The organism is Pseudoalteromonas sp. T1lg10 (genome assembly GCF_002964545.1).
Lineage (GTDB): Bacteria > Pseudomonadota > Gammaproteobacteria > Enterobacterales > Alteromonadaceae > Pseudoalteromonas.
Genome location: NZ_PQBV01000018.1, coordinates 21,106 through 42,925, shown reverse-complemented (window position 1 = coordinate 42,925; position 21,820 = coordinate 21,106). Strand labels below are relative to the sequence as shown.

The following is a 21,820-nucleotide window of genomic DNA, read 5'->3' as shown; positions in this document are numbered from 1 at the left end:
AGTTACTCCAGAACGATACGACTAACACGGACATGGCCCGGTTTTGGATCTAAAGACAGCTCGATATTACTAATGGTCACGCCATGGTTTTTGACTATGTCGTCCAACCAAGACAAGAGTTGATTAAAGGGCACACTATCAATATTTAAACGCAAACCTTCACCACTGGGCTGCATGCGAGCGATCTCAATTTGATAGCGTGAACGGGTGCTGTTCACCACCTGGGTGACATTACCACTGGAGACAGCTTTTACGGAGCCGCCCTGGGCCTTAATTTGCACCACACTTTGCTGCACAAATTGCAGCAATTCTTGCTGTTTGCTCAGCTCTTGTTTGGCCTCAGCAACGGCGTTATTTAACGGCCGATAGATCACCATAACAAAGAAAAAGATGATAAAAATAACGCCGGCGATGCTTAGCAAACGCTGCTCTTGTGGCTTCAATGATTGCCAATAATTCGTTAATGCGCTCATTGTTCGCCCCTTATGCGTAATTCACCCACCACGGTTTCGCCATCATTGTTTAATGAGCCCTGGTCGACACTGAAACCGCGCTGTTCCAAGCGCGCCTTTACTTGTGCAAAACTTTGGAAGTCTTTGGCTCTGGCGCCAACCCGTAATTCATTGCGACGCTGATCAAAACGCAGCGTTTGCGTTACAAACTCATTGCTTTGCTGCACGATATCGGCAAAATCCTGCAACATCATCAGGAATTCGGCGCCGCCGCCCTGACTCTGTCCGCCCAGTGCGGTATTAATCTGGTTACGGATAAGATGCGGACGCACCTTGGTGCCGGGGAAAGCCGACTCATAACTGCTCACTACCTGCTCTTTCACCGACTCGGCCTGAGAAGAATAGTGATACCACTGCCCCCCCTTGACGCCCAGCATAAAGACCAGAGCCACACCCGCGGCAACCATGGCCGGACGCCATACCTTAATCCAACCACTGCTTTTTTTCTTGTAGGCAAAAGTGCCTTGGCGCAAATTGATAGGTGAGATGGCCTTGGCAAACATGGCTAAAGGCAATTCAAACTTATCTTCGTGGCTATAGGTTTCAATTCCCAATTCGCCACTGGGTAATGGACTGTATAAGTCTAAGGTCTCGATGCCTGCCGAGATTAAATAGGCCGCTGCCCAATCCGGCTCCAGCTGAGCGCCTTGCCACTGGCTGGAACGCACCAAAAAACTGTCATCATTAATGGCAATAGCGCTGGCTCTTTGCGGTTCAGGCTCGGGTAGCAAGAGGGCATCAACATACACATTCACTACGGCAATATCGGCTTCAGCAAATAGCTCCAGCCAGTTTTGCAGCCACTGTTTATTAACCAGGGCGATATTAATAAAATGATTATCCGCCTCGCTGTAGGCATTGCCATGGGCGATAAACAGGCTGTCGATATCGACCGTCACCTGCTCTTCCACCATAAAGGGTAAGGCCTGAGCCAGCTTGCGATTCCACTTCGCGGGCAATTTCACGCTTTGCAGTTGCACCTGAGCGCAGGGCACTACTAAGGTGCAATCGCGATTGCGCGCCTTGTCCGTGAGTCCGGATAAAGCGGTTGCCTCGGCCAGGTGGCCGCTGGCGATAATTTCGTCCTCTGCGGGATTATATACCAGCCAATGAATAGGCTGATCTGGGCGCTCGCCCACGTGGATCAGTAAGGATTCTCTCACTGCAGGCCTCCAAATTTTCGCGCCATAATGGAAATTTCTTTATTATTTATTTGTAATAGCGAGGTCATAGTAAACTCAAACTCGACAAAAGTTGCGGTTGTTTGCAATTGAAAATACGAACTTTTCAGCACAAACCGACCATCGTCCTCTTTAACATCACGGCCCCCCTGCTGGGTTACCTCGTTAACAAAGTCGCTCAGCGAATCAAAGCCTTTTTCCGGGCGTGCACTGATCACCGACTGCGCCGATGACTCGTCCAACCCTTCAATCATAGCAGCCAGAAGCAAGGCTTGATCTTCGGTAATGGTATTTACATTTAATGCAAACACCTCACTGCCGGGGATCACGCAAACATAAGGAGCCAATTTACGCATCGCCAGCGGGTTAAACCCTTTTACCAGGCGTAACTCGGAAAAATCGGCAAAGAAGTTATTGGCGGTTAAATAAGGCACATCCCGGGATAAATACTCGTCTTCCTCGGCGCCGGAACGCATGGTAATACTGTCTTCATCCACCCAGTCAAACACGCTGTCGGCCATAGCCTCTTCAGACTCATCACTTGGCAAATCATCGATTTCCTTTAATAAGGCTAGCAGAGCCTGATGAGCCGGGTTAGATTTTACATAGCCGCCGTTTTGCGTTTGAGGCTCAGCCCGTAGCGCATTAAGATTTAAACAGGCTTGCAAGTCTTTAATTTCCCCGGCAATGGTGCCATTTTCCACAGGAAACGGCGTATTAGCTGCCAAAGCCCAGCTCTGTTTCAGGTGCATTTTGTCCGGCTCTTCTTCGATACTTTCGCGCAGCACCTTTTGCGCTAGGGCCTCCGCCGCATAGGCATACCATTTAGCCTGACGAAAATCGTTAAGATTCGATGACTTTTGCACCTGAACCATAAGATTCATACTCATCTGCGCGGCAATGGTTGCGGCTAGGGCAACAATAAATAAAACAATGATAAGGGCCGCCCCGCCTTGATTACGATTAACCATGATTAGGGCTCCCCGTCGAACCGCCGCCACCCGAGTTGTTGCCGCCTTGATTATTATTTCCACCTTGGTTACCGCCCTGGGAACCAGCTGAACCACCGCCTGAATTATTTCCTGAACCGCCTTGCTGCACCGGGATATCGGCGCCCTGACCTGCCAGTAAAAATAGGCGACGAATTGGGTCGCCTTCTTTTAAGGTCAGATCCACGGCAACGGCCTTAGGTAACAGTTCCTGCTGCCATTGCTCCTGCCACTTTTGCGCCTGGCCGTTAAAAAACTCAAACCTAAAATCTTCCACATCATTTAACAGCACCTGCACTCTAGGCTCACTGCTGTCTAACTGATCGACATAAAGACTATACAAACGCTCTAAACGCCCTTCTTGCACCCGATAGGCTACGGCTTGTAGTTCACTGCGCGGCAACAAGTAGCCCGGGTTGGTCCAGCCGTTGCGTATAAAGGCAATGCCATCTAGTTCACTGCCAAATAAAAAGCGCTCGTGTAACAGGTATTTTTCCTGAAAATCGCCAGCCTCATTGCGCACCTTGCGCTTACTTATCTGACTAAAATCCTGTTCCATCACCCGAAAAACCGTCTGCAAACGTGATAGGTTATCCAATGTCTCTTCCGACATTTCCTTGGTTCGGGTGCTTACCTCAAAAATCTGGTGGGTGGCGCCGATAATAAAGGCCATTACGGCCAAGGCTACAAGCACCTCAACCAGGGTAAAAGCACGTTGGCGAGACACATTAGCAAAGCGGCTACGCATCATGTTTTACTCGCCTCTTTATCTATATAGGTCGCGAGCTCATAGGCAAATTGTTCGCGCTCTTCATCGGTAAATACGGATATCACCACTTTCACAAAGCTGCTGTTGGCGGTGCGTATCACTTCCTGTTGCCAATACCAGGTTACTCCGGCCAACTCAGTTTTGCCCTTGGCACCATTTTTGGCATCCCACTTATCTCCTTGGGCGCGAATTTCAACCAACTGGTTTTCCGCGACCCAGGAGCCATAGGTTTGTTCTTGAATGGCGCCTAAATGATTAATATGTTCGCCACTGATCTGCATGGCAGCGATCCCGGCCATGGCACAAATACTGAGCGCCACTAAAACTTCGATAAGGGTAAAGCCAGCGCTGCGCTTACCTGAGCGAGATCTATGCTGAGCCATCATTGCAGCTCTTCTTGGTAAAGGCTAACCGGCGCCATAAATTCCCCTTCGATAATAAAGGGAGCCAGATCTTCGTCCGCATCCTGCAAGGCAAGACGTAGTTGAAACGGGCTGATTTCGCCTGAGGATAGGATCATCACTTGGGGGATCTGCATTTTTTGCAGTTCAAGAAAGTCATCGTCATCGGCTCCCAATAGTTTTTGCCAATCCACTTCATTCAGCAGACTATCCTGCGCCCAAGGGAGATCTTCTTGATTCAGGGTCAGGGAAAAGTCGGACTCCAGCTTTTTGCCTTTTAGCACACCATCGCTGTCATCCAATGCTTGCCATTTTTGCTCCCCATAGACCATAAACTCATAACCATTTTCGTCATCTACAAATAAACCGAGCTGACGCTGATTAAGGATGGCGTATTCGGACGCAAAGTTAATGCTGGTTTGCAAGGCAAAGGCCGTTTGCTCTAACTCGTCGTGGCGTGAATCATCAATGCTATAAACTATCAGGTTGGCGCTAAACGCAATAATTGCCAGCACCACCAGAATTTCGATTAGGGTAAAACCGGATCGATGATTCACCGCCTTCATGCTTAGCGCTCTTCTTCGTCCCAGTTACCGATATCATCTTCGGTACCTGCTTCGCCGTCAGGGCCCATAGAAAATACATCAATCTTACCGATTTCACCCGGATAGATTAGCTGGTAAGGGTTACCCCAAGGGTCCAATGGCAATTCATTGATAAAACCACCCTCAGGGAAACGCTTTGGAATTGGCTCTATGCTGGTCTTGGTCACGAGTGCTTCCAAACCCTGCTCTGTAGTTGGGTAGGTATTAACACGCAACTTGTACATGCTTAGCGCATCTTCAATTTGCTGAATGTCCAACTGCGCCTTATCAAGATCGGCTTCTTCTTTTTGTCCCATGATATTCGGGGCTACAATCGACATGATCATGCCTATGATGACCAATACCACCATCACTTCAAGTAATGAAAAACCAGACTGCTTTCTCATTGTTCGTACCTCTAAATTTACTGAAATCTGTGTTTACTTGGCCACTATAAGCCAATTGCCTTGTTCATTGCCATGATTGGCTGCAATATTGCCATTACGATAAATAGCACAATTAGTGCCATGCTCGCTATCATTGCCGGCTCTAAGAGTTTTAATGACACATTCACCATGGTCTCAAACTCGCGGTCCTGGTTGTCTGCAGCACGCTCAAGCATTTGCTCCAACTCACCGGACTTTTCACCGCTGGCAATCATGTGCAGCATCATGGGTGGGAAAAGTTTAGACTGTTCCAAAGAAGCACGCAGGCTGGCACCTTCACTGACCCGAGTAGCCGCCTCGGCCACCGCCTGTTTGATCTTATCGTTCTCCAATACCTGACCGGAAATCTTCATGCCTTCAAGCAAGGGCACAGAACTGGAAGAAAGGATACTTAGGGTACGGGCAAAACGCGCTGTATTCAGGCCACGACTGACCTTGCCTAAACCAGGCATGGACAATAACCGGGAATGGTACCAAAAACGAATATTGGGACGCTTCAACGCCTGCTTAATAGCGACCACCAAGGCTATCACCACGACCAGGGTAATAAACCAGTAGTTTTGTACAAAGGCACTGGCCGCCATTACCCATTCTGTGGTCCAGGGGAGAGCCTGTTTGGATTTCTCAAACGTCTTTAGGATCTCGGGAACGACTGTACCAAGCAAGATAGAAACTATGGCAATGGCGAACACCACAAGTATGGTGGGGTACACCATGGCCTGCACTATCTGCGAACGCATATACTGGCGCTGCTCGGTATAATCCGCTAGGCGATTTAATACCTGATCCAAATGCCCGGATCTTTCCCCTGCCGCCACCATAGAACGATAGAGGTTATCGAAAACATGAGGAAATTCCGCCAGGCCATCGGCCAGGGTGTAACCCTCGACCACCTTGGAGCGTACCGCCATCAACATTTTCTTGAGGCGAGGCTTTTCACACTGTTCGGCCACCGCCATCACCGCGGCTTCTACCGGCAGTGCAGATTGGATCAGGGTCGCCAACTGGCGGGTGATCAAGGCCAGATCTGAGGTCGCGATTTTCGCCTTAAACAGGCCGCTAAACAGGCCGGTTTTTGCGGCACTGGCCTTCTCCTGCGAGGCTGCCAGCTCAACGGCTAAAGGCATCAAGCCCTTATCACGTAATTGTTGACGTATCTGTTTTGCCGTATCGGCCTCTAAAATGCCCTTTTTTTCTTTGCCTTTGCCATCCAGAGCTCGATATTCAAACGCCGCCACTATTGCTCCTCACGGGTAACCCGTAATACTTCTTCGAGAGTGGTTTTGCCTGCCAGCACACGGGTACACCCATCGCCACGAATACTCGGACTATGCTGACGAATGTATTTCTCAACCGCTTGCTCGCCCTTACCATTGTGAATAAGTTCGCGAATATGGTCGTTCACGATCAACAGCTCATGAATACCGGTTCGGCCCTTATAGCCATTGTAGTTACATTCTTCACAACCCACGGCGCGGTAGATGATTGGCGCCGATTCAGCACTAACGCCGAGCATCTGACACTCGTTGGCATCGGCCTGATGCGGCTGCTTACACGATTTACACAGGGTACGTACCAGACGCTGCGACAAGACCCCAAGTAAAGATGAAGAAAGTAAGAAGGACTCAACGCCCATATCTTCCATTCGGGTAATGGCACCAGCGGCGGTGTTGGTGTGCAGGGTCGACAATACCAGGTGACCGGTTAAAGATGCCTGCACGGCGATCTGTGCCGTTTCCAAGTCACGGATCTCACCGACCATCACCACATCCGGATCCTGACGCAAAATAGCCCGTAAACCGCGGGCAAAGGTCATATCCACCTTGGGGTTCACCTGAGTCTGGCCTATGCCTGGAATTTCATATTCGATCGGATCTTCAACGGTTAAGATATTACGATCTCTACTGTTGATTTCGCTCATACCGGCATACAAGGTCGTGCTCTTACCCGAGCCCGTAGGACCGGTAACGAGGATAATACCGTGAGGCTTGCGGATAAGTTCGGCAAACAGCTCCTGATTGTGCTGCGTCATGCCTAGGTCTTGTAAGTTAAGGCGGGCGTTGTTTTTGTCCAACAAACGCAGTACCACACGCTCACCAAAGCTCGATGGCATGGTCGATACCCGCACATCAACGGCGCGGCCGGCAATTCTTAAACTAATACGACCGTCTTGCGGTACTCGCTTTTCGGCGATATCCAGCTTGGCCATAACCTTGATACGCGACACTAAAAGCGACGACAATTTACGGTTTGGTTTAAGCACTTCTTTAAGCACGCCATCGACACGAAAACGTATCACCAGATCCTGCTCAAAGGTTTCTATATGTATATCCGAGGCGCCTTCTTTAATGGCTTCGCCGAGCATGGCATTGATCAACTTGATGATAGGCGCATCATCGTCACCCGCCAAGAGATCTTCGGTTTGCGGCAGTTCTTCGGCAAGGGAGAAAAGATCCGCCTCGTTGCCGATATCTTCCATGATCTGCTGGGTTTCGGAGCTGTCTCTTTGATAAGAAGCTTCCAATAGCAGCTCAAATTTATCTTCTGCGAGCTGTTCCACTACGAAGCCGCGTCCCGCGAAACGGCGCACTTCCAACATCACCTGCGCGTCTAGCTCATTGGCGTAGTACAACACCAATTTTTGGTCCTTGTCGACCAACAAAACCTGGAAACGGCGAGCATAGGCAAAAGGCAGTCGCAACGGCGCTGCGGCAAGCACTTCCGATACTTCCATCAGCTCTTCGTCGCTTACCGGCAGCTCAGGAGAGGCATCATTGGCCACTTGCTCAGTCATTGTTACGCTCAGCCTTATTCTGTTCTCTCAGGTATTCTTCGTACGTAGGAGGCAATACCAGGGCGTCGTCCCACTCCGGCAACATTGGCACCTTCTCAAATGGCATAAGGTCGATACCATCGTCATCCTGCTTTAACTGCTCGCCACGGATAAAGTTATACTTGCTGTGGCTAAGACGGTTCATGCTTTCGCTGTCGCGAAGAATCGTCGGGCGAATAAAGACAATCAGGTTACGCTTACGCTTGGCCGTACTAGTGGACTTAAACAGGTGACCCAGCACAGGAATATCACCCAGCAATGGCACCTTAGAAACACTTTCTTGTACGTCTTCGTCGATCAAGCCACCTAACACCACCATGCCGCCGTCATCGGCTAGAACTGTTGTGGTAATGGCACGCTTGTTGATGGAGATATCCACCGCGGTAGAGCCGGCAACGTTCGATACTTCCTGCTCAATTGTAAGCTGTACCGCCGAGCCATCGTTGATTTGCGGCGTTACTTTCAGTTTCACACCCACTTCCTGACGCTCAACGGTCTGGAATGGGTTATCGTTGTTACTGCCAGTCGATGAACCTGTGATAATTGGCACTTCCTGACCCACGATCATCGAAGCTTCTTCGTTATCCATGGTGGTGATCGAAGGCGTTGCTAGAATGTTCGAGTTAGTATCATTTGATACCGCCTGAACAATAGCGCCCCAGTCGTTGCGGACAATACCCATGGCCAGACCATTGATACCGCCTAACAACGCGGCTAATGGACCTAAGTCACCTTCTTGAGTACGTTCGATTGGTGTTACCGTGCCATTTTCAGAGCCGATAACATTATCAATAATGGTTTCATCACGAGCCTGCTCTGCGGCCACGGCCAATGAACCCACGGGCACTGTGGTGCCGTTATTAAACTGCAGCATGCCGCCTTCTTCGGTGATCCACTGCAGGCCAAAATTAATGCCGTCGCCTTCCGATACTTCAACGATAATGGCTTCGACCAATACCTGAGCACGGCGGATATCCAAACGCTCTATCACTTTCTCAAGCGAGCGCATCATATCCGGCTGGGCGGTAATAACCAGTGAGTTGGAGTCACTATGAGCTTCGATGCTGATATCGCTGCGAGAGCGACGCGATGTTCGTTGAGTGGCAGCGGCGCCCTGTTGTTCTTCGGTCAGTGATTTACTTACACCCTGTAGTACTGTGACCAAGTCTTCGGCTTTAGCGTAGTTAAGATAAAACACCTTGGTATTACCCGTGCTTTCCAACTCGTTATCAAGACGTTTCACTAATTCGATGGCACGAGTACGAGCTTGGCCTTCACCACTGACGATCACGCTGTTGGTACGCTCATCGGCGACCACGCGGGGGATCAAAAACTCAGGCACACTGCCCTTGCCGGTATCTTTAAAAATATTATCGACTACCGATACCACATCCGCAGCGGTGGCATGTTTCAGGCGAACGATATCAACGCTCTTATCACCGGCTTGGTCAACCAGGCGAATGATCTCTACGAGACGGTTAACCGACTCGGCATGGCCGGTCAGCATCATGACGTTTGATGGGTTAAAGTTGGTTACATGGCCGCCGTCTTTTTGATCGCTGAACTGACGAATAAGCGGGCCGAGCTCTTGCACAGTTACGTTTTTAACTCGTACTACGCGGGTCACCAGCATATCGCCGCCGTAACCGTCTTCTTCGCCTATCACAGGCACATTCGTCTTTTTCGCGTCTGAGCTTTTTTCAACCTTAAGAATACCGTTAGGCATTTCTACCGCGGCAAAACCGTGCACTTCCAGCACATTAAGGAAGAATTGATAATACAATTCTTCGTCCATCAATTCATAACTGCGGACATTGATTTTACCGCGCACATTGGGATCGATGATTACGGTTTTATTGAGGTTTTTACCGACGATATTAATAAATTCATTAATATCCGTGCCTTTAAAATTTGCCGCATACTCAACTGCATACAGGTTTAAACTAATACCAGCGGCAAAAAAGAGCGCACCATATTTGGCCAGCCCTTTTAAAACTTTTGTGCGAAATTTCGCGCCCATTATTCTTCTCTCCACACTTTGTGATTATTGCAGGCTAAATTGCACGTCGATAAGCTGGCCATTACGGTTCACCGTAATCGCCGCTTCTGTACTTGAACGAAGCTCCTGCAAAGCCGCCATTGCTTGTTTCATATCGGTGAGTTGATAGCCATTAATCGCAACAGCAATATCATTATTCTCTAAGCCCATCTGCTTAAACAGCAGGGGATCTTTACCCGGACTTAACTTGTAACCCTGCAACTGTCCCTGGTTGCGCACCGGACTAACACGAATATAATCCGTCAGCTTGCCAGGATCCGCCAATACCTCTTCGCGTTTTTGTTGTAACTCTGCTTTGAGTTCGGGATCGGCGGTGACATTCACGCTTTGCTTAGCCTGTTGTCGGCTGGGTCCGGATTTTTCTGGCTCCTTGCTGGCCGGCACCGGCATACTGACCGTTTTAGTAAAACTGACGCCATCGAGCATCAGGGTTTCAAAACGACCGTTAACGTCCAAAATGGCGCGATCGGGCAAAACTTTAGCCAGTTTTGCTCGGGTGCCCTTGATCACATCATCTATGCCGTAGGTTTCCTGGCTACCCTGGGATTCGATAATGGCCAAGCCAGCACTGTTATCATCGGTGGCCGCCACAACCCCGGTAAGGTTGATGCTTAAACGTGTCTCAGGAGCATCGCTGGTCACTTCTTGCTTGGGCTGCTCCTGCACTACCGCTGCAGCATCACCAAATAATTTAACTGCCTTAATAGCGGCAATATTGACGCCATTTTTTGCCGTCGACGAGGCCGTCGCCGGCGGCATGACCGCCGTAACTTGCGGTTGTGGCCACAGTAACCACACCAACGAAGCCGCTAAATAGCCACAATATATTGTCGTAGCCAGCACTATAGCAGTCACAATCTTCGTCTGTGGAAGCTGTTTAAGCCTTTGTTGTAGTTGGGCTAAATCCAAAACTGTTCACTATTATCATTCTGTTAACTAACGCCACATAGTACATTCATCACCTGCGTTCAACAAGCGCGTACTGTAGCAATATGTAAAATCGGGCAAGGACTATATAAGCTAAGTAAGGCATCTGTATTACAATCTTGCCAACTTTTTTTACACTTGCTTATATGTTAACTTTGCCCCTCTATATATGGGCTTGCAATAAGGCCAAACATCGTGACCAAAACCCCCGAACAAAAACCCGACCCGGTACGCTTAGATAAGTGGCTTTGGGCGGTGCGTTTATATAAGACCCGCGCCCAGGCTCGCGAGATGGTGCAAGGCGGCCGAGTACATTACAATGGACAACGCTGTAAACCCAGCAAACAGGTTGAGGTAGGTGCGCAAATTCGTCTCGCTCAGGGCTTCGATGAAAAGCAAATTACGGTAATTAAATTACTTGAAAAACGCGTTGCCGCCCCCATTGCTGTGACTTGCTATGAGGAAACAGAGCAAAGTAAGCAAAAACGCGAAGAAAACGCGCAAGCCCGGAAAAATAACGCCTTCTTTGCACCGCATCCAGATCACAAGCCGGATAAAAAACAGCGCCGTGAACTGATCAAGTTTAAAGCCAGATAGAGAAACACATGCAGCAAGATCTACTATATCGTTATATTTTTGAACAACTCGACGTGCGCGGCGAGTTAGTGCAAGTAAGTGACGCTTTCACCCAAATGGTGGTAGGACGCGACTACCCTGACCCGGTTAAAAAACTCTTGGGCGAGCTGTTTGTAACGACTTCTTTACTCACAGCAACCTTAAAGTTTCAAGGCCATATTAATGTGCAAATCCAGGGCGATGGCCCGGTTAAATTTGCCGCAATAAATGGTGACCATGAACAAAATATGCGCGGTGTAGCCCGTATGCAGGGTGAAATAAAAAGCGACAACCTGCTTGAGTTGATGGGTAAGGGTCATATGATCATCACCATCACTCCTGTCAAAGGCGAGCGCTACCAGGGCATAGTGCCGTTAGAGCATGACACCTTGGCAAAATGTGTTGAGCAGTATTTTGCCCAGTCGGAGCAGCTGCGTACGCGTCTGTGGTTTGCCACCGATGTCACCGAAGGCCAAGAGCGCGCCGCAGGTTTATTTTTGCAGGTATTGCCTGTGCATCAAGGGGAGAAATCGGAAGCCGATTTCAGCCATTTGGAAACACTGAGCGACACGGTTACTAACGATGAGCTGCTCAACCTCGATGCCCATACAGTGCTAACGCGCCTTTATCACGAAGACAACCCCCAGTTGTTCGAGCCGCAGCCTATTCGCTTTAAATGTACCTGTAGCCGTGAAAAGACCATGGATGCCCTAGTCAATATAGGCCAGGAAGAGTTGCTCGCCGACGTCCATCAAAATGGCGAGATAGTGATCAGCTGTCATTATTGCCTGACTGATTACCGCTTTAACGAAGAGCAGATTAAAGCGATTTTTAATTAATATAGGCCTAAACGAAGGCGATAAAAAACTCGGGTTATTAACGCCCGAGTTTTTTTATGAATAAAAATGACACCGGTATCATAAGAACATGCATTTTTCATGACACCGGTATCACTGTAATTATTCATGTTTTTTCACCTAAAACGGGCATTTTTAGCGACTTCAAAGCTCGTATATGCACAAACCATCTGTTACTATAATTTGCATATCAAAGCACTCTCACACCGCTTTAGATTAACCGTTCAATCTCTCACAACTTTTAGGTAAAAACATGACTTCAAGCGCTACTCGTTTTGTTGATCTTACAACTGCAGAACTAATCGAGCAGGCAATTCGCCGTGGTGAAGGTTCTCTTGCTGCTAACGGAGCTTTCGTGGCTAAAACTGGTCGTCGTACCGGCCGCTCTCCTAACGATCGTTTTATCGTAAAAGAGTCTAGCACCGAGAACGATATCCAATGGGGTAACGTTAACCGTCCTTTCGATGCTGATAAATTCAACGCCCTTTGGGAGCGAGTTGAGAATCATGTATCGCAAAACGACCACTTCGTTTCTCACCTTGAAGTAGGTGCGGATCCAGAGCACTACTTACCAATCGTTGTAACCACTGAAACTGCTTGGCACCATGTTTTCGCTAAAAACATGTTCATCCAGCCTGAGCACTTCAACAAGGCCAACATGCCACAGTGGCAAATCCTAAATGTACCTTCGTTTGTATGTGAGCCAGAGCGTGACGGTACAAACAGTGACGGAACGGTCATCATCAACTTCGCAGAGCGTAAAGTACTACTTGCTGGTATGCACTACGCTGGCGAAATGAAAAAATCTATGTTCTCAGTACAGAACTTCCTACTTCCAGCTAAAGGCGTGCTACCTATGCACTGCTCTGCAAACGTAGGCGAAGCAGGCGACACTGCCCTGTTCTTCGGTCTATCTGGTACTGGTAAAACAACTCTTTCTGCGGATCCAAGCCGTTTCCTAATCGGTGATGACGAGCACGGCTGGGCACCTGGCAGCGTATTTAACATCGAAGGCGGTTGTTACGCGAAATGTATCGACCTGTCTCAGAAGAATGAGCCGGTAATCTGGGATGCTATCCGCTTCGGCACCATCCTTGAGAACGTTGTTCTGGATGACACACGTACTCCTGATTACACAGATTCATCACTTACCCAGAATACTCGTGCCGCGTACCCACTTGAGCACGTAGCCAAGCGTAAAGAAGAAAACCGCGCTGGTGAGCCTAAGGCCGTGGTATTCCTAACTTGTGACGTAAGTGGCGTACTACCTCCTGTTTCTGTACTAAGCGAAGAAGCAGCTGCATACCACTTCCTAAGCGGTTACACAGCGAAAGTAGGTTCAACCGAAATCGGTTCAACTTCTGATATCGAATCAACCTTCTCTACTTGTTTCGGCGCACCTTTCTTCCCTCGCCCAGCTGGCGTTTACGCAGAGCTTCTAATGAAGCGCGTACGTGAGTTCGGTGCCAAGGTATACCTAGTAAACACAGGTTGGACTGGTGGTCCTTACGGCGTTGGTAAGCGTTTCGACATCCCGACTACGCGTGCCGTTGTTGATGCTATCGTATCTGGCAAACTAGCCGACGTTGAAACTCAACATATCGACGTACTAAACCTAGACGTACCGGTAGCCGTACCTGGCGTTGATAGCGCGGTTCTAAACCCAATCAACACTTGGAACGACAAAGAGAAATACGCAGAATACGCACAGAAACTAGCGAACGACTTTAACGAGAACTTTGCTAAGTACGACGTATCTGACGCCATTAAACAAGCTGGCCCTAATAGCTAAGGGTCAACTTCTTTAACTTAGCCATAGCGCTGAGAATTCGCACCAACGCCAGCTTTATGCTGGCGTTTTTGTTACTAGAGCCTAGCAGTGAGCTTATAACTCAATCAACAGACAGATACCTAGCGCAAGGGCAAAAGGAAACAAACAGGGTGCAACGCCGGCTTTATGCCGGCGTTTTTATGGGTAGGTAGATGGTGGCACACAAACCGCCCTCCTTGCGATTTCTTAATTCCACCCGGCCGTTATGCATGGTAATAATGCGCTTAATAATGGCCAGGCCTAAACCACTGCCCTCGCTGCCACGAGCCTGATCTCCTTGGGTAAAAGGCGCAAACACCTTTTCCAGCTCAGACTCGGGAATGCCCGGACCTCTGTCTTTTACGCTCACACAAACATGAGTTTTACGGGCGTTATAGTGGGTTACCACATCTATATCGGCACTGGAGTAACGCAGAGCATTTTCAATCATATTGGTCAGCACCCGCTTAATGGCCACATGGCTCATAGGCACATTGGGTAAGCTGGGGTTGAGGTGGGCACTAATTTCCCGCCCCTGCACGCGCCCATGCTGCTGCTCCGCATGCACTACTTCTTCCACCAGGGCATTCAGATCTTCCCTTTGATAATCGCCCTTATCATGGTGGCGCAGGTACTCAATAAACTGATCAATAATGGCATTCATGTCTTCGATATCATGAATAATGCCTTCTCGCAGGTAGTCCTCATCGTCAGACATCATTTCCGTCGCCAGACGAATACGGGTTAAGGGGGTACGCAAATCGTGGGAGACACCAGCCATAAGCAAGCGCCTGTCCTGCTCAAGGGCGGCAATGCCACGGGACATCTTGTTAAAGGCCCGGGTCACTTCCACCATTTCCGTCGAACCTTGCTCATCGACCTCGGTACTGAAATCCCCCTTACTCACCTTAATCGCCGCTTCCTGCAAGGCCTTTAACGGGCGGTTGAGGTGACGGGCAAAGAGCCAGCCGCCCAGCACACTGAGAAAACCGATACTGGTCAGGTAAAAGGTGAGGAATTCAATATTGGCTTCGGTAAAGCCCGACAGCGGCACCCGCACCCAATAACCCGGTGCCTGCGGTGGCTCTATCCAATAAACCAGAGGATCGGTTTGACTGATGCGCACCCGGGCCGAGCCATTGAGCTGCTGCGACATAATATTCGAGAGCATGGAGTACTCTCGCGCTTCGCCTAAGCCATTAATGTAGGCATCACGCTGAGTTAATATCTCAATACCGGTTTCCTCAAGGAAACGCTTGGACACTTGATCACTCACCTCAACGCCGTCATTAACGCCGATAAACACGGTTTTTACCTGCTTGGCGAGCATGATATTGACCTGCTCTATGGTCGGCTTAACCACATAGAAGCTCACCGCTACATAAGACACCACCTGGTTGATCAGCAGCAGGGCGCCAACCAGGAAAACCGTTTGTCCAAAAGCGCTTCGAGGAAGTAAGTGCATCTATTTATTGCCGTCGGGTACGAATACGTAACCTAGTCCCCAAACGGTTTGAATATAGCGAGGATTAGCGGCATCCACCTCTATCATCCGCCTCAGGCGCGACACCTGCACATCGATGCTGCGCTCTAGGGCGCTGTAGTCACGGCCCCGAGCCAGATTCATTAACTTATCCCGACTTAACGGCTCGCGAGGGTGCGAAACGAGCGCCTTCAATACAGCAAACTCGCCGCTGGTCAGGGAGATCACCTCATCGCCTCGGGTCATTTCCCGGGTCGCCAGATTAAGGGCAAATTCACCGAATTTTACCAGGTTCTCTTCGGCAGAAGGGGCACCGGGCACCTCTTTGGCGCGGCGGCGCAGAATGGCCTTTACACGGGCCAGCAATTCACGGGGATTAAAAGGCTTAGGGATATAATCATCGGCACCGAGTTCCAAACCGATAATGCGGTCTACCTCATCACCCTTGGCGGTCAACATAACAATCGGAATTTCATTTTCCTTTTGTCGTAAACGACGACAAATTGACAAGCCGTCTTCACCGGGCAGCATTAGATCGAGCACCATGAGGTGGAAGTTTTCCCGCTCCAGCAATTTATCCATTTGCTCTGAGTTTGCGGCACTGCGAACGATAAAGCCCTGCTCAACCAGATATCTTTCTAACAGGCTGCGTAAACGCATATCATCATCGACAACGAGGATTTTGGTGGTTTCTTGTCCCATCTTCTTGCTTAATTTTTCTTGTTGTAGCCTTAACTATATGCGAAATACCCGAGTTGGGAAACGCCCAAGGTTAAGAAGATTGTTACATTTGTTTTCCGCCTTACTCTTCACCTTGCTGATAGCGAATACTATTGATATACCACAACTTTCGACCATTAGGCGTGTTCACCCAAGCCTCGTCATCGACTTCCTTTTTCAACAGAGCGCGAGCCATAGGGGCATCAATGGAAACCACGGCCTTGTTATCGTAAATTTCATCTGGGCCGACGATTTGAAAGGTCAGCACTTCGCCTTGCTCATCTTCAACCTCCACATAGGCACCAAAGAACACCTTACCTTCTTGCTGTGGGCTGTAATCTACGACTCTAAGCTCGTCCAATCGCTTTCTTAAGTATCTGACTCGGCGGTCAATTTCCCGCAGACGCTTCTTATTATATTGGTAATCGGCATTCTCAGAGCGATCGCCCAAACTCGCCGCCCAGGCCACTTTTTTTGTTACTTCAGGACGCTCGGTTCGCCATAAATGATCGAGTTCAGTTTGTAATTGCAGATAACCACGGCGGGTGATTAATTTCGTTTTCATAAATAATGTTCAGTTTTCGTTCATATAAACAGGGTCATATTTACCCCTAGGTAGTAATTTTATAGGCAGGTGATGGTATGCAAAAGTACAACTTGAAGTACAACCTGCTTTTTGTGTTTGCCTTGTTTGCCCTATGCGGCCTATTCGCAAGCCAACACTTATTCACCTCAGCTGCCAACTCCAGTGACCAGTATAGCCTTACCGTTAGTGTCGATACGGCACAAAATATCAATCATGATAGCGATAATGATCACGACCCTGAGCATCCGCTAAGCCCTGCAATTAAGCAAGCTGCCTTAGCAAAAAATACAGTGTCGATAGCGCCCAGCGCGCCGCTTAACCGTCGAGTGCTCACGGCAGCACAACAAAGAGCACCGCCACACCTCTCTTAAAAAACTGTTTTATTTACAATTTTTTTGGAGAAATATCATGACTAATTTTAATTCATTACGTACACACCATATTCTTGATGGTGCTCAATTGGCGAGCGCACACGAGTCACACTTACAGCTAGATACCAGCAGTGGCGCCTTAAGCCTGTTGCAAGACTTCACCCTGCAAAGCCCCATTTGTGTGCAGGCCAACACCCCGCTGACAGCGGCGCGTAAATTGGCCAGCAGCACACCGACAGATGCGCTCATGGTGCTTGATGAGCAAGGCCAAGTGATAGGAGTCACCTCAAGCGTTGAGCTACAAAGTATTCGCGTGACCACCCAAGCACTGCAGCTTGGTCTTAAACCCAATGAGCTGATGGTGCACGACGTTATGCGCTCCCTGCATGCATTGCCGTGCATTACCATGTTGGCGGTACGCAATACTTCTCTAGGCAATGTGCTTAGCACCATGGAGCAAACCGGTAGCTTTTATCTGCTGGTGACCGAGAATGAGCAAATTCGCGGTATTCTCTGCGCCCGTAAGATAGCCAAAACCCTGAATATTGGTTTGGATATTACCCCGGTCGCACAATCATTTCAGGATGTGGTTGCCAGCGTAGAACACCCTCACTAACAAGCCGTTTTAAGGCTCTTAAGATGCGGGTCACGAACGACAAATTTGCCCTGTCGTTCGTGACCAGCTGTGATATTATCCAGTTAATTTTACTCGTATTAGCCCTGCTTTGGGCACCAAGATATAAGGTTATTAATGGCTAATCTCACCACGATTCTGGCGCAGGAATTACAAGCGCAAGAACATCAAGTGCTAGCAGCAACCAAGCTTTTAGATGAAGGCGCCACGGTGCCATTTATTGCCCGCTACCGTAAAGAAGTAACAGGTGGCCTGGACGACACCCAATTACGTACGTTAGAGCAGCGCTTAGGCTACTTACGCGAGCTTGAAGAGCGCCGTCAATTCATCATTAAAACCATTAGCGAACAAGATAAGTTAACGCCGCAACTGAGCGCAGATATTGCCGCCGCCGCGACCAAAACCGAACTTGAAGACCTGTATCTTCCCTTTAAGCCTAAGCGTCGCACCAAGGGCCAGATCGCCATTGAAGCCGGCCTTGAGCCCCTGGCTGATGCCTTACTCAACGATGCCAACCTGGATCCAGAAAGTGAAGCGGCTCGTTTTGTTGATGCCGATAAGGGCGTAGCGGATAGCAAAGCGGCCCTCGAAGGAGCCCGCTATATCCTGATGGAACGCTTTGCCGAAGACGCCAAGCTACTGGCCAAGCTGCGCAGCCATATAAAACAACATGGCCATATTAGCAGTGCAGTGATCGCCGGTCAGGAAAAAACCGGCGCCAAGTATCAGGATTATTTTGAGCACAGCGAAGCCATTGCCAGCATTCCATCGCACCGCGCCCTGGCCATGCTACGAGCCCGTAACGAAGGGGTGCTAGCGCTGAGCATTAACCCGGATGCGCAAAGCGAAGATGGTCAGGCTCTGTGCGTTAACATGGTTGCCCGTCATTTCAATCTCGCCATCGAAGGCAAGGCGGCCAGCCAGTGGCTGGCACAGGTAGCCCAGTGGACCTGGAAGGTGAAACTGGCTCTGCATCTTGAAAATGAGTTTCTTGCCAATATGCGTGAGCAGGCCGAAGCCGGCGCCATAGATGTGTTCGCAAAGAACCTTAAAGACCTGCTCATGGCAGCCCCTGCGGGCGCCAAGGTAACTCTGGGTCTGGATCCGGGTCTGCGTACCGGCTGTAAAATTGCCGTGGTTGATAGCACGGGCAAGCTGCTTGGCACCGCCACCATTTTCCCTCATGCGCCACAAAACCAATGGGATAAGTCCTTGCGCACGCTTGAGCAATTATGCCGCCAGCACAAGGTCGAGCTGATCGCCGTAGGTAACGGTACCGCCAGCCGCGAAAGCGATAAACTGGTTGCCGAGCTAATTAAAGCGGCGCCAGAATTGAAATTAAGCAAGGTAATGGTCAGCGAAGCCGGTGCCTCCGTGTACTCGGCATCCGAGTTTGCCGCTCAGGAATTCCCGGATCTTGACGTTTCTCTGCGTGGCGCTGTATCCATCGCCCGCCGTCTGCAGGATCCTTTGGCAGAGCTGGTAAAAATCGAGCCTAAATCCATAGGTGTGGGTCAATACCAGCATGATGTATCGCAAAGCCAGCTAGGACAAACCCTGACCTCAGTGGTAGAGGACTGTGTAAATGCCGTTGGCGTTGATGTGAACACTGCCTCGGTGCCGCTACTGACACGCGTTTCCGGCTTAAACAAAACCCTGGCCCAAAATATCGTCAAATACCGCGATAGCAATGGCGCCTTCGCCAAGCGTAGCGAATTGAAAAAGGTTGAGCGTTTAGGACCAAAAGCATTTGAGCAAAGCGCCGGCTTCCTGCGCATTGTCGGTGGTGCCGATCCATTGGATGCCTCTGCGGTTCACCCAGAAGCCTATCCCTTGGTTAAGAATATTTGCGCCGCCAACGATCAGGATATCGCCCATTTGATCGGCAATGCCGAGGTGTTGAAAAACCTCAAAGCCGCGGACTATACAGACGAGCAATTTGGTCTGCCCACGGTCACCGACATCATCAGCGAGCTGCATAAGCCGGGTCGCGATCCACGTCCTGAGTTTAAAACCGCGGCATTTAAGGCCGGCGTAGAAACCATTAACGACTTAAAGCCCGGCATGGTGCTTGAAGGCGTGGTATCCAACGTTGCTAACTTTGGTGCCTTTGTCGATGTGGGTGTACATCAGGATGGCTTAGTGCATATCTCGGCGCTAACCGACAAGTTTATTAGCGATCCCCGCGAGGTCGTTAAGGCCGGCGATATCGTTAAGGTCAAGGTGATGGAAGTCGACAGTGCCCGCAAGCGCATCAGCTTTACCATGCGCCTTAATGACGAGCTGCCTGCTGCAGGCGCGGGTGCAGGCGCTAAGAGCACAGCTAAACCGGCGGCAAAGAAAAGTGCAGCACCTAGTAAGAAAGGCAATAACCGCAGCAAGGATCAAGGCAATGCCGCCATGGGTAATGCTTTTGCCGAGGCCTTTGCCAAGCTGAAAAAGTAATGCCTTTATTGGCTGTAATGCCAGTCAGTTAAGCTGACTGGCATTCGCCTACAGCATGGCTTTTAATGCCGCTACAAACTCGTCCTTATGGGAAATAAAAGGCGCATGAGATGCCTTATCCAACACTTCTATATCCAAGTGTGGCCTTAAGCGCTGCATCTGCTCTATGGCTTTATAAGGCACCAAGGCATCCAAGCGCCCAAAGATAGCACCTATGGGCTGCTTAAGATGAGCAAACTCTTGTCTTAAATCCTGATATTCAAGGATCTCTAACCCCTGCTTAAGCACCTGCTCCGAGGTACTGGGCGCCTGTTGTATCAACGCCTTCAGCTGTTTAATATCCTGACGTGCCGACTCGCTGCCCATGGCCTGAATGGCAAGAAAACGCTCTATGGTTTTATTGCTGTTTTCCACCAGCTGCTGATTAAACTGCTCTAACACCGCATTCTTAATTCCCGGCCAGTTCGAGCTGTGGCTAAAAAATGGCGTCGAGGCAACCAAGATCACCTTGCTGACCTTATGCGGATAAAAGTGCGCCAGATACAAGGCAACCAGACCACCGAGCGACCAGCCGACAAGGATGGAGCCGTCTTGTAACTGCTCCGATAATTGTTTGGCCATGGTCGGCAGATCCGAGTGAGTGCCCTCGCCCTGTAACGCCTGGGCATGACCATAGCCGGGCAAATCCAGGGCCCGCACCTCGCCGTCAAAAATAAAGTTAAGCTCTGGACGAACCAACTCCCATACCTCACGGTTCATACCCCAACCATGAAGCAACACCAGTTGTTTTTGCATTTAACCTGTTCCGCATCCACTATTATTAAAGCCCTGTCGCGCCATACGCCGACACCTGCATTATTAACGCGAATAAAGGCTTATGCAATGGACGCATTCACAAAAGCCTGTGCCTGGCTCTTCCCGCAATACTGCCAGCTCTGTGCTCAACCCCTCTGTGCCGGACAACAAGTATGCGCTCACTGCATCCGCGCTTTTCGCGGCATCAACGCCGACCTAGAGGAAGATTTGCTGCTGCGCGCCGATATTCAACGCCAGTTTCCACTGCGTTATATAGACAGCTTGCAGGCCTTGGACTGGTATCGCCCGCCGCTGTCGGCCTGGTTAAAACAGTATAAATATCAACAACGCATGTATCGCCAAGTGGCCATCTCCAGCCTGCTTAGCCATTATTTTGCACAGCTGTCGACCCAACCAAACTGGCACTGGCCGCATCTCGTCGCTCCTATCCCCTTAGCGCCTTCGCGGCTGGTGTGGCGTGGCTTTAATCAGGTGGTGCGGCTCTGGCAAGACGCCCTGCCGCCCCAGCTGTTTGTCACTAACCTATTGGAGCGCCACCATGGTACTCGGGCTCAGGCCAGACTTGGGGCCAGGCAAAGACGTAAAAACCTGGCTCAGGCCTTTAACCTTCAGGCCGATGTGCATAATCTAGATATTGCCTTGGTGGATGATGTGCTGACCACAGGAGCGACCCTGGATAGCGCCGCAAAACTACTAAAAAAAGCAGGAGCCCGCTCGGTGTCCGCCTGGGTCGTCTGCCTCACCGCCAAAACATAATACCAATTCACTTAATATAAAAAAGC

General features: G+C 49.7%; 22 protein-coding genes. 7 read left to right on the top strand and 15 right to left on the bottom strand.

All coding sequences use genetic code 11. The features are described 5' to 3' along the window. Nucleotides 1–2: 2 nt before the first annotated feature. The 11 genes from gspM to gspC are packed head-to-tail and all read right to left on the bottom strand — an operon-like array spanning nt 3 to nt 10,629. Nucleotides 3–473 (bottom strand): type II secretion system protein GspM, encoded by a 471-nt coding sequence (gene gspM, locus C2M17_RS06355; RefSeq protein ID WP_105200009.1) that lies wholly within the window; start codon nt 471–473, stop codon nt 3–5. Further along, complete coding sequence (gene gspL / locus C2M17_RS06350; RefSeq protein WP_158683989.1) at nt 470–1,675, bottom strand: type II secretion system protein GspL; 1,206 nt, start codon at nt 1,673–1,675, stop codon at nt 470–472. The genes gspM and gspL overlap by 4 nt, the downstream gene beginning before the upstream one ends. Then, nucleotides 1,672–2,664 carry a type II secretion system minor pseudopilin GspK gene (gspK, locus tag C2M17_RS06345; RefSeq protein ID WP_105200007.1) on the bottom strand — a complete coding sequence of 331 codons (993 nt, stop codon included), beginning with the start codon at nt 2,662–2,664 and terminating at the stop codon, nt 1,672–1,674. Before gspK ends, gspL begins: the two co-directional genes overlap by 4 nt. Then, a complete protein-coding gene (gspJ, locus tag C2M17_RS06340; protein WP_105200291.1) occupies nt 2,657–3,430 on the bottom strand; it encodes a type II secretion system minor pseudopilin GspJ in 774 nt (257 codons plus the stop codon). Before gspJ ends, gspK begins: the two co-directional genes overlap by 8 nt. Then, nucleotides 3,430–3,837, bottom strand: coding sequence for a type II secretion system minor pseudopilin GspI (gspI, locus tag C2M17_RS06335; protein WP_233997926.1), 408 nt, complete (start codon nt 3,835–3,837; stop codon nt 3,430–3,432). The genes gspJ and gspI overlap by 1 nt, the downstream gene beginning before the upstream one ends. After that, nucleotides 3,834–4,418, bottom strand: coding sequence for a type II secretion system minor pseudopilin GspH (gene gspH / locus C2M17_RS06330; RefSeq protein WP_105200006.1), 585 nt, complete (start codon nt 4,416–4,418; stop codon nt 3,834–3,836). The genes gspI and gspH overlap by 4 nt, the downstream gene beginning before the upstream one ends. A gap of 2 nt (nt 4,419–4,420) precedes the next feature. Beyond that, nucleotides 4,421–4,843 carry a type II secretion system major pseudopilin GspG gene (gspG, locus tag C2M17_RS06325; RefSeq protein WP_105200005.1) on the bottom strand — a complete coding sequence of 141 codons (423 nt, stop codon included), beginning with the start codon at nt 4,841–4,843 and terminating at the stop codon, nt 4,421–4,423. Between the two features lie 44 nt (nt 4,844–4,887). After that, nucleotides 4,888–6,120: a type II secretion system inner membrane protein GspF gene (gspF, locus tag C2M17_RS06320; RefSeq protein WP_105200004.1), complete on the bottom strand. Its 1,233-nt coding sequence runs from the start codon at nt 6,118–6,120 to the stop codon at nt 4,888–4,890. Further along, on the bottom strand, nt 6,120–7,616 hold the full coding sequence (gspE, locus tag C2M17_RS06315) for a type II secretion system ATPase GspE (protein ID WP_325034846.1): 1,497 nt from the start codon (nt 7,614–7,616) through the stop codon (nt 6,120–6,122). Before gspE ends, gspF begins: the two co-directional genes overlap by 1 nt. A gap of 52 nt (nt 7,617–7,668) precedes the next feature. Continuing rightward, nucleotides 7,669–9,735 (bottom strand): type II secretion system secretin GspD, encoded by a 2,067-nt coding sequence (gspD, locus tag C2M17_RS06310; RefSeq protein WP_105200002.1) that lies wholly within the window; start codon nt 9,733–9,735, stop codon nt 7,669–7,671. 24 nt (nt 9,736–9,759) lie between these two features. Continuing rightward, entirely contained in the window at nt 9,760–10,629 is an 870-nt protein-coding gene (gene gspC, locus C2M17_RS06305) for a type II secretion system protein GspC (RefSeq protein ID WP_233997925.1), read from the bottom strand. 267 nt (nt 10,630–10,896) lie between these two features. On the opposite strand from gspC, the gene hslR reads away from it, so the two are divergent. The 3 genes from hslR (at nt 10,897) to C2M17_RS06290 (ending at nt 13,965) form a co-directional block, all read left to right on the top strand. Beyond that, a complete protein-coding gene (gene hslR / locus C2M17_RS06300; RefSeq protein ID WP_233997924.1) occupies nt 10,897–11,298 on the top strand; it encodes a ribosome-associated heat shock protein Hsp15 in 402 nt (133 codons plus the stop codon). A gap of 8 nt (nt 11,299–11,306) precedes the next feature. Next, entirely contained in the window at nt 11,307–12,155 is an 849-nt protein-coding gene (gene hslO, locus C2M17_RS06295; protein WP_105199999.1) for an Hsp33 family molecular chaperone HslO, read from the top strand. A 271-nt stretch (nt 12,156–12,426) separates the two neighbouring features. Continuing rightward, entirely contained in the window at nt 12,427–13,965 is a 1,539-nt protein-coding gene (locus C2M17_RS06290; protein WP_105199998.1) for a phosphoenolpyruvate carboxykinase, read from the top strand. Between the two features lie 163 nt (nt 13,966–14,128). On the opposite strand, the gene envZ is transcribed toward C2M17_RS06290, so the two are convergent. The 3 genes from envZ to greB all read right to left on the bottom strand — a co-directional run bounded on the left by envZ (nt 14,129) and on the right by greB (nt 16,751). Continuing rightward, nucleotides 14,129–15,448, bottom strand: coding sequence for a two-component system sensor histidine kinase EnvZ (gene envZ / locus C2M17_RS06285; RefSeq protein ID WP_105199997.1), 1,320 nt, complete (start codon nt 15,446–15,448; stop codon nt 14,129–14,131). Next, the gene (gene ompR, locus C2M17_RS06280; protein WP_105188058.1) at nt 15,449–16,168 is read right to left on the bottom strand and encodes an osmolarity response regulator transcription factor OmpR; all 720 of its coding nucleotides are present in this window, start codon (nt 16,166–16,168) and stop codon (nt 15,449–15,451) included. A 100-nt stretch (nt 16,169–16,268) separates the two neighbouring features. Beyond that, on the bottom strand, nt 16,269–16,751 hold the full coding sequence (gene greB / locus C2M17_RS06275) for a transcription elongation factor GreB (RefSeq protein WP_105199996.1): 483 nt from the start codon (nt 16,749–16,751) through the stop codon (nt 16,269–16,271). Between the two features lie 77 nt (nt 16,752–16,828). Between greB and C2M17_RS06270 the strand changes: the two genes are divergently transcribed. The 3 genes from C2M17_RS06270 (at nt 16,829) to C2M17_RS06260 (ending at nt 20,222) form a co-directional block, all read left to right on the top strand. Beyond that, nucleotides 16,829–17,143: a hypothetical protein gene (locus tag C2M17_RS06270; protein WP_105199995.1), complete on the top strand. Its 315-nt coding sequence runs from the start codon at nt 16,829–16,831 to the stop codon at nt 17,141–17,143. Between the two features lie 37 nt (nt 17,144–17,180). Next, nucleotides 17,181–17,759, top strand: a complete 579-nt coding sequence (locus C2M17_RS06265) for a CBS domain-containing protein (RefSeq protein WP_105199994.1) — start codon at nt 17,181–17,183, stop codon at nt 17,757–17,759. A gap of 135 nt (nt 17,760–17,894) precedes the next feature. After that, nucleotides 17,895–20,222 (top strand): Tex family protein, encoded by a 2,328-nt coding sequence (locus C2M17_RS06260; protein ID WP_105199993.1) that lies wholly within the window; start codon nt 17,895–17,897, stop codon nt 20,220–20,222. A 48-nt stretch (nt 20,223–20,270) separates the two neighbouring features. On the opposite strand, the gene bioH is transcribed toward C2M17_RS06260, so the two are convergent. Continuing rightward, the gene (bioH, locus tag C2M17_RS06255) at nt 20,271–21,017 is read right to left on the bottom strand and encodes a pimeloyl-ACP methyl ester esterase BioH (RefSeq protein ID WP_105199992.1); all 747 of its coding nucleotides are present in this window, start codon (nt 21,015–21,017) and stop codon (nt 20,271–20,273) included. An 87-nt stretch (nt 21,018–21,104) separates the two neighbouring features. Between bioH and C2M17_RS06250 the strand changes: the two genes are divergently transcribed. After that, the gene (locus C2M17_RS06250) at nt 21,105–21,794 is read left to right on the top strand and encodes a ComF family protein (protein ID WP_105199991.1); all 690 of its coding nucleotides are present in this window, start codon (nt 21,105–21,107) and stop codon (nt 21,792–21,794) included. The last annotated feature ends 26 nt before the right edge of the window (nt 21,795–21,820 follow it).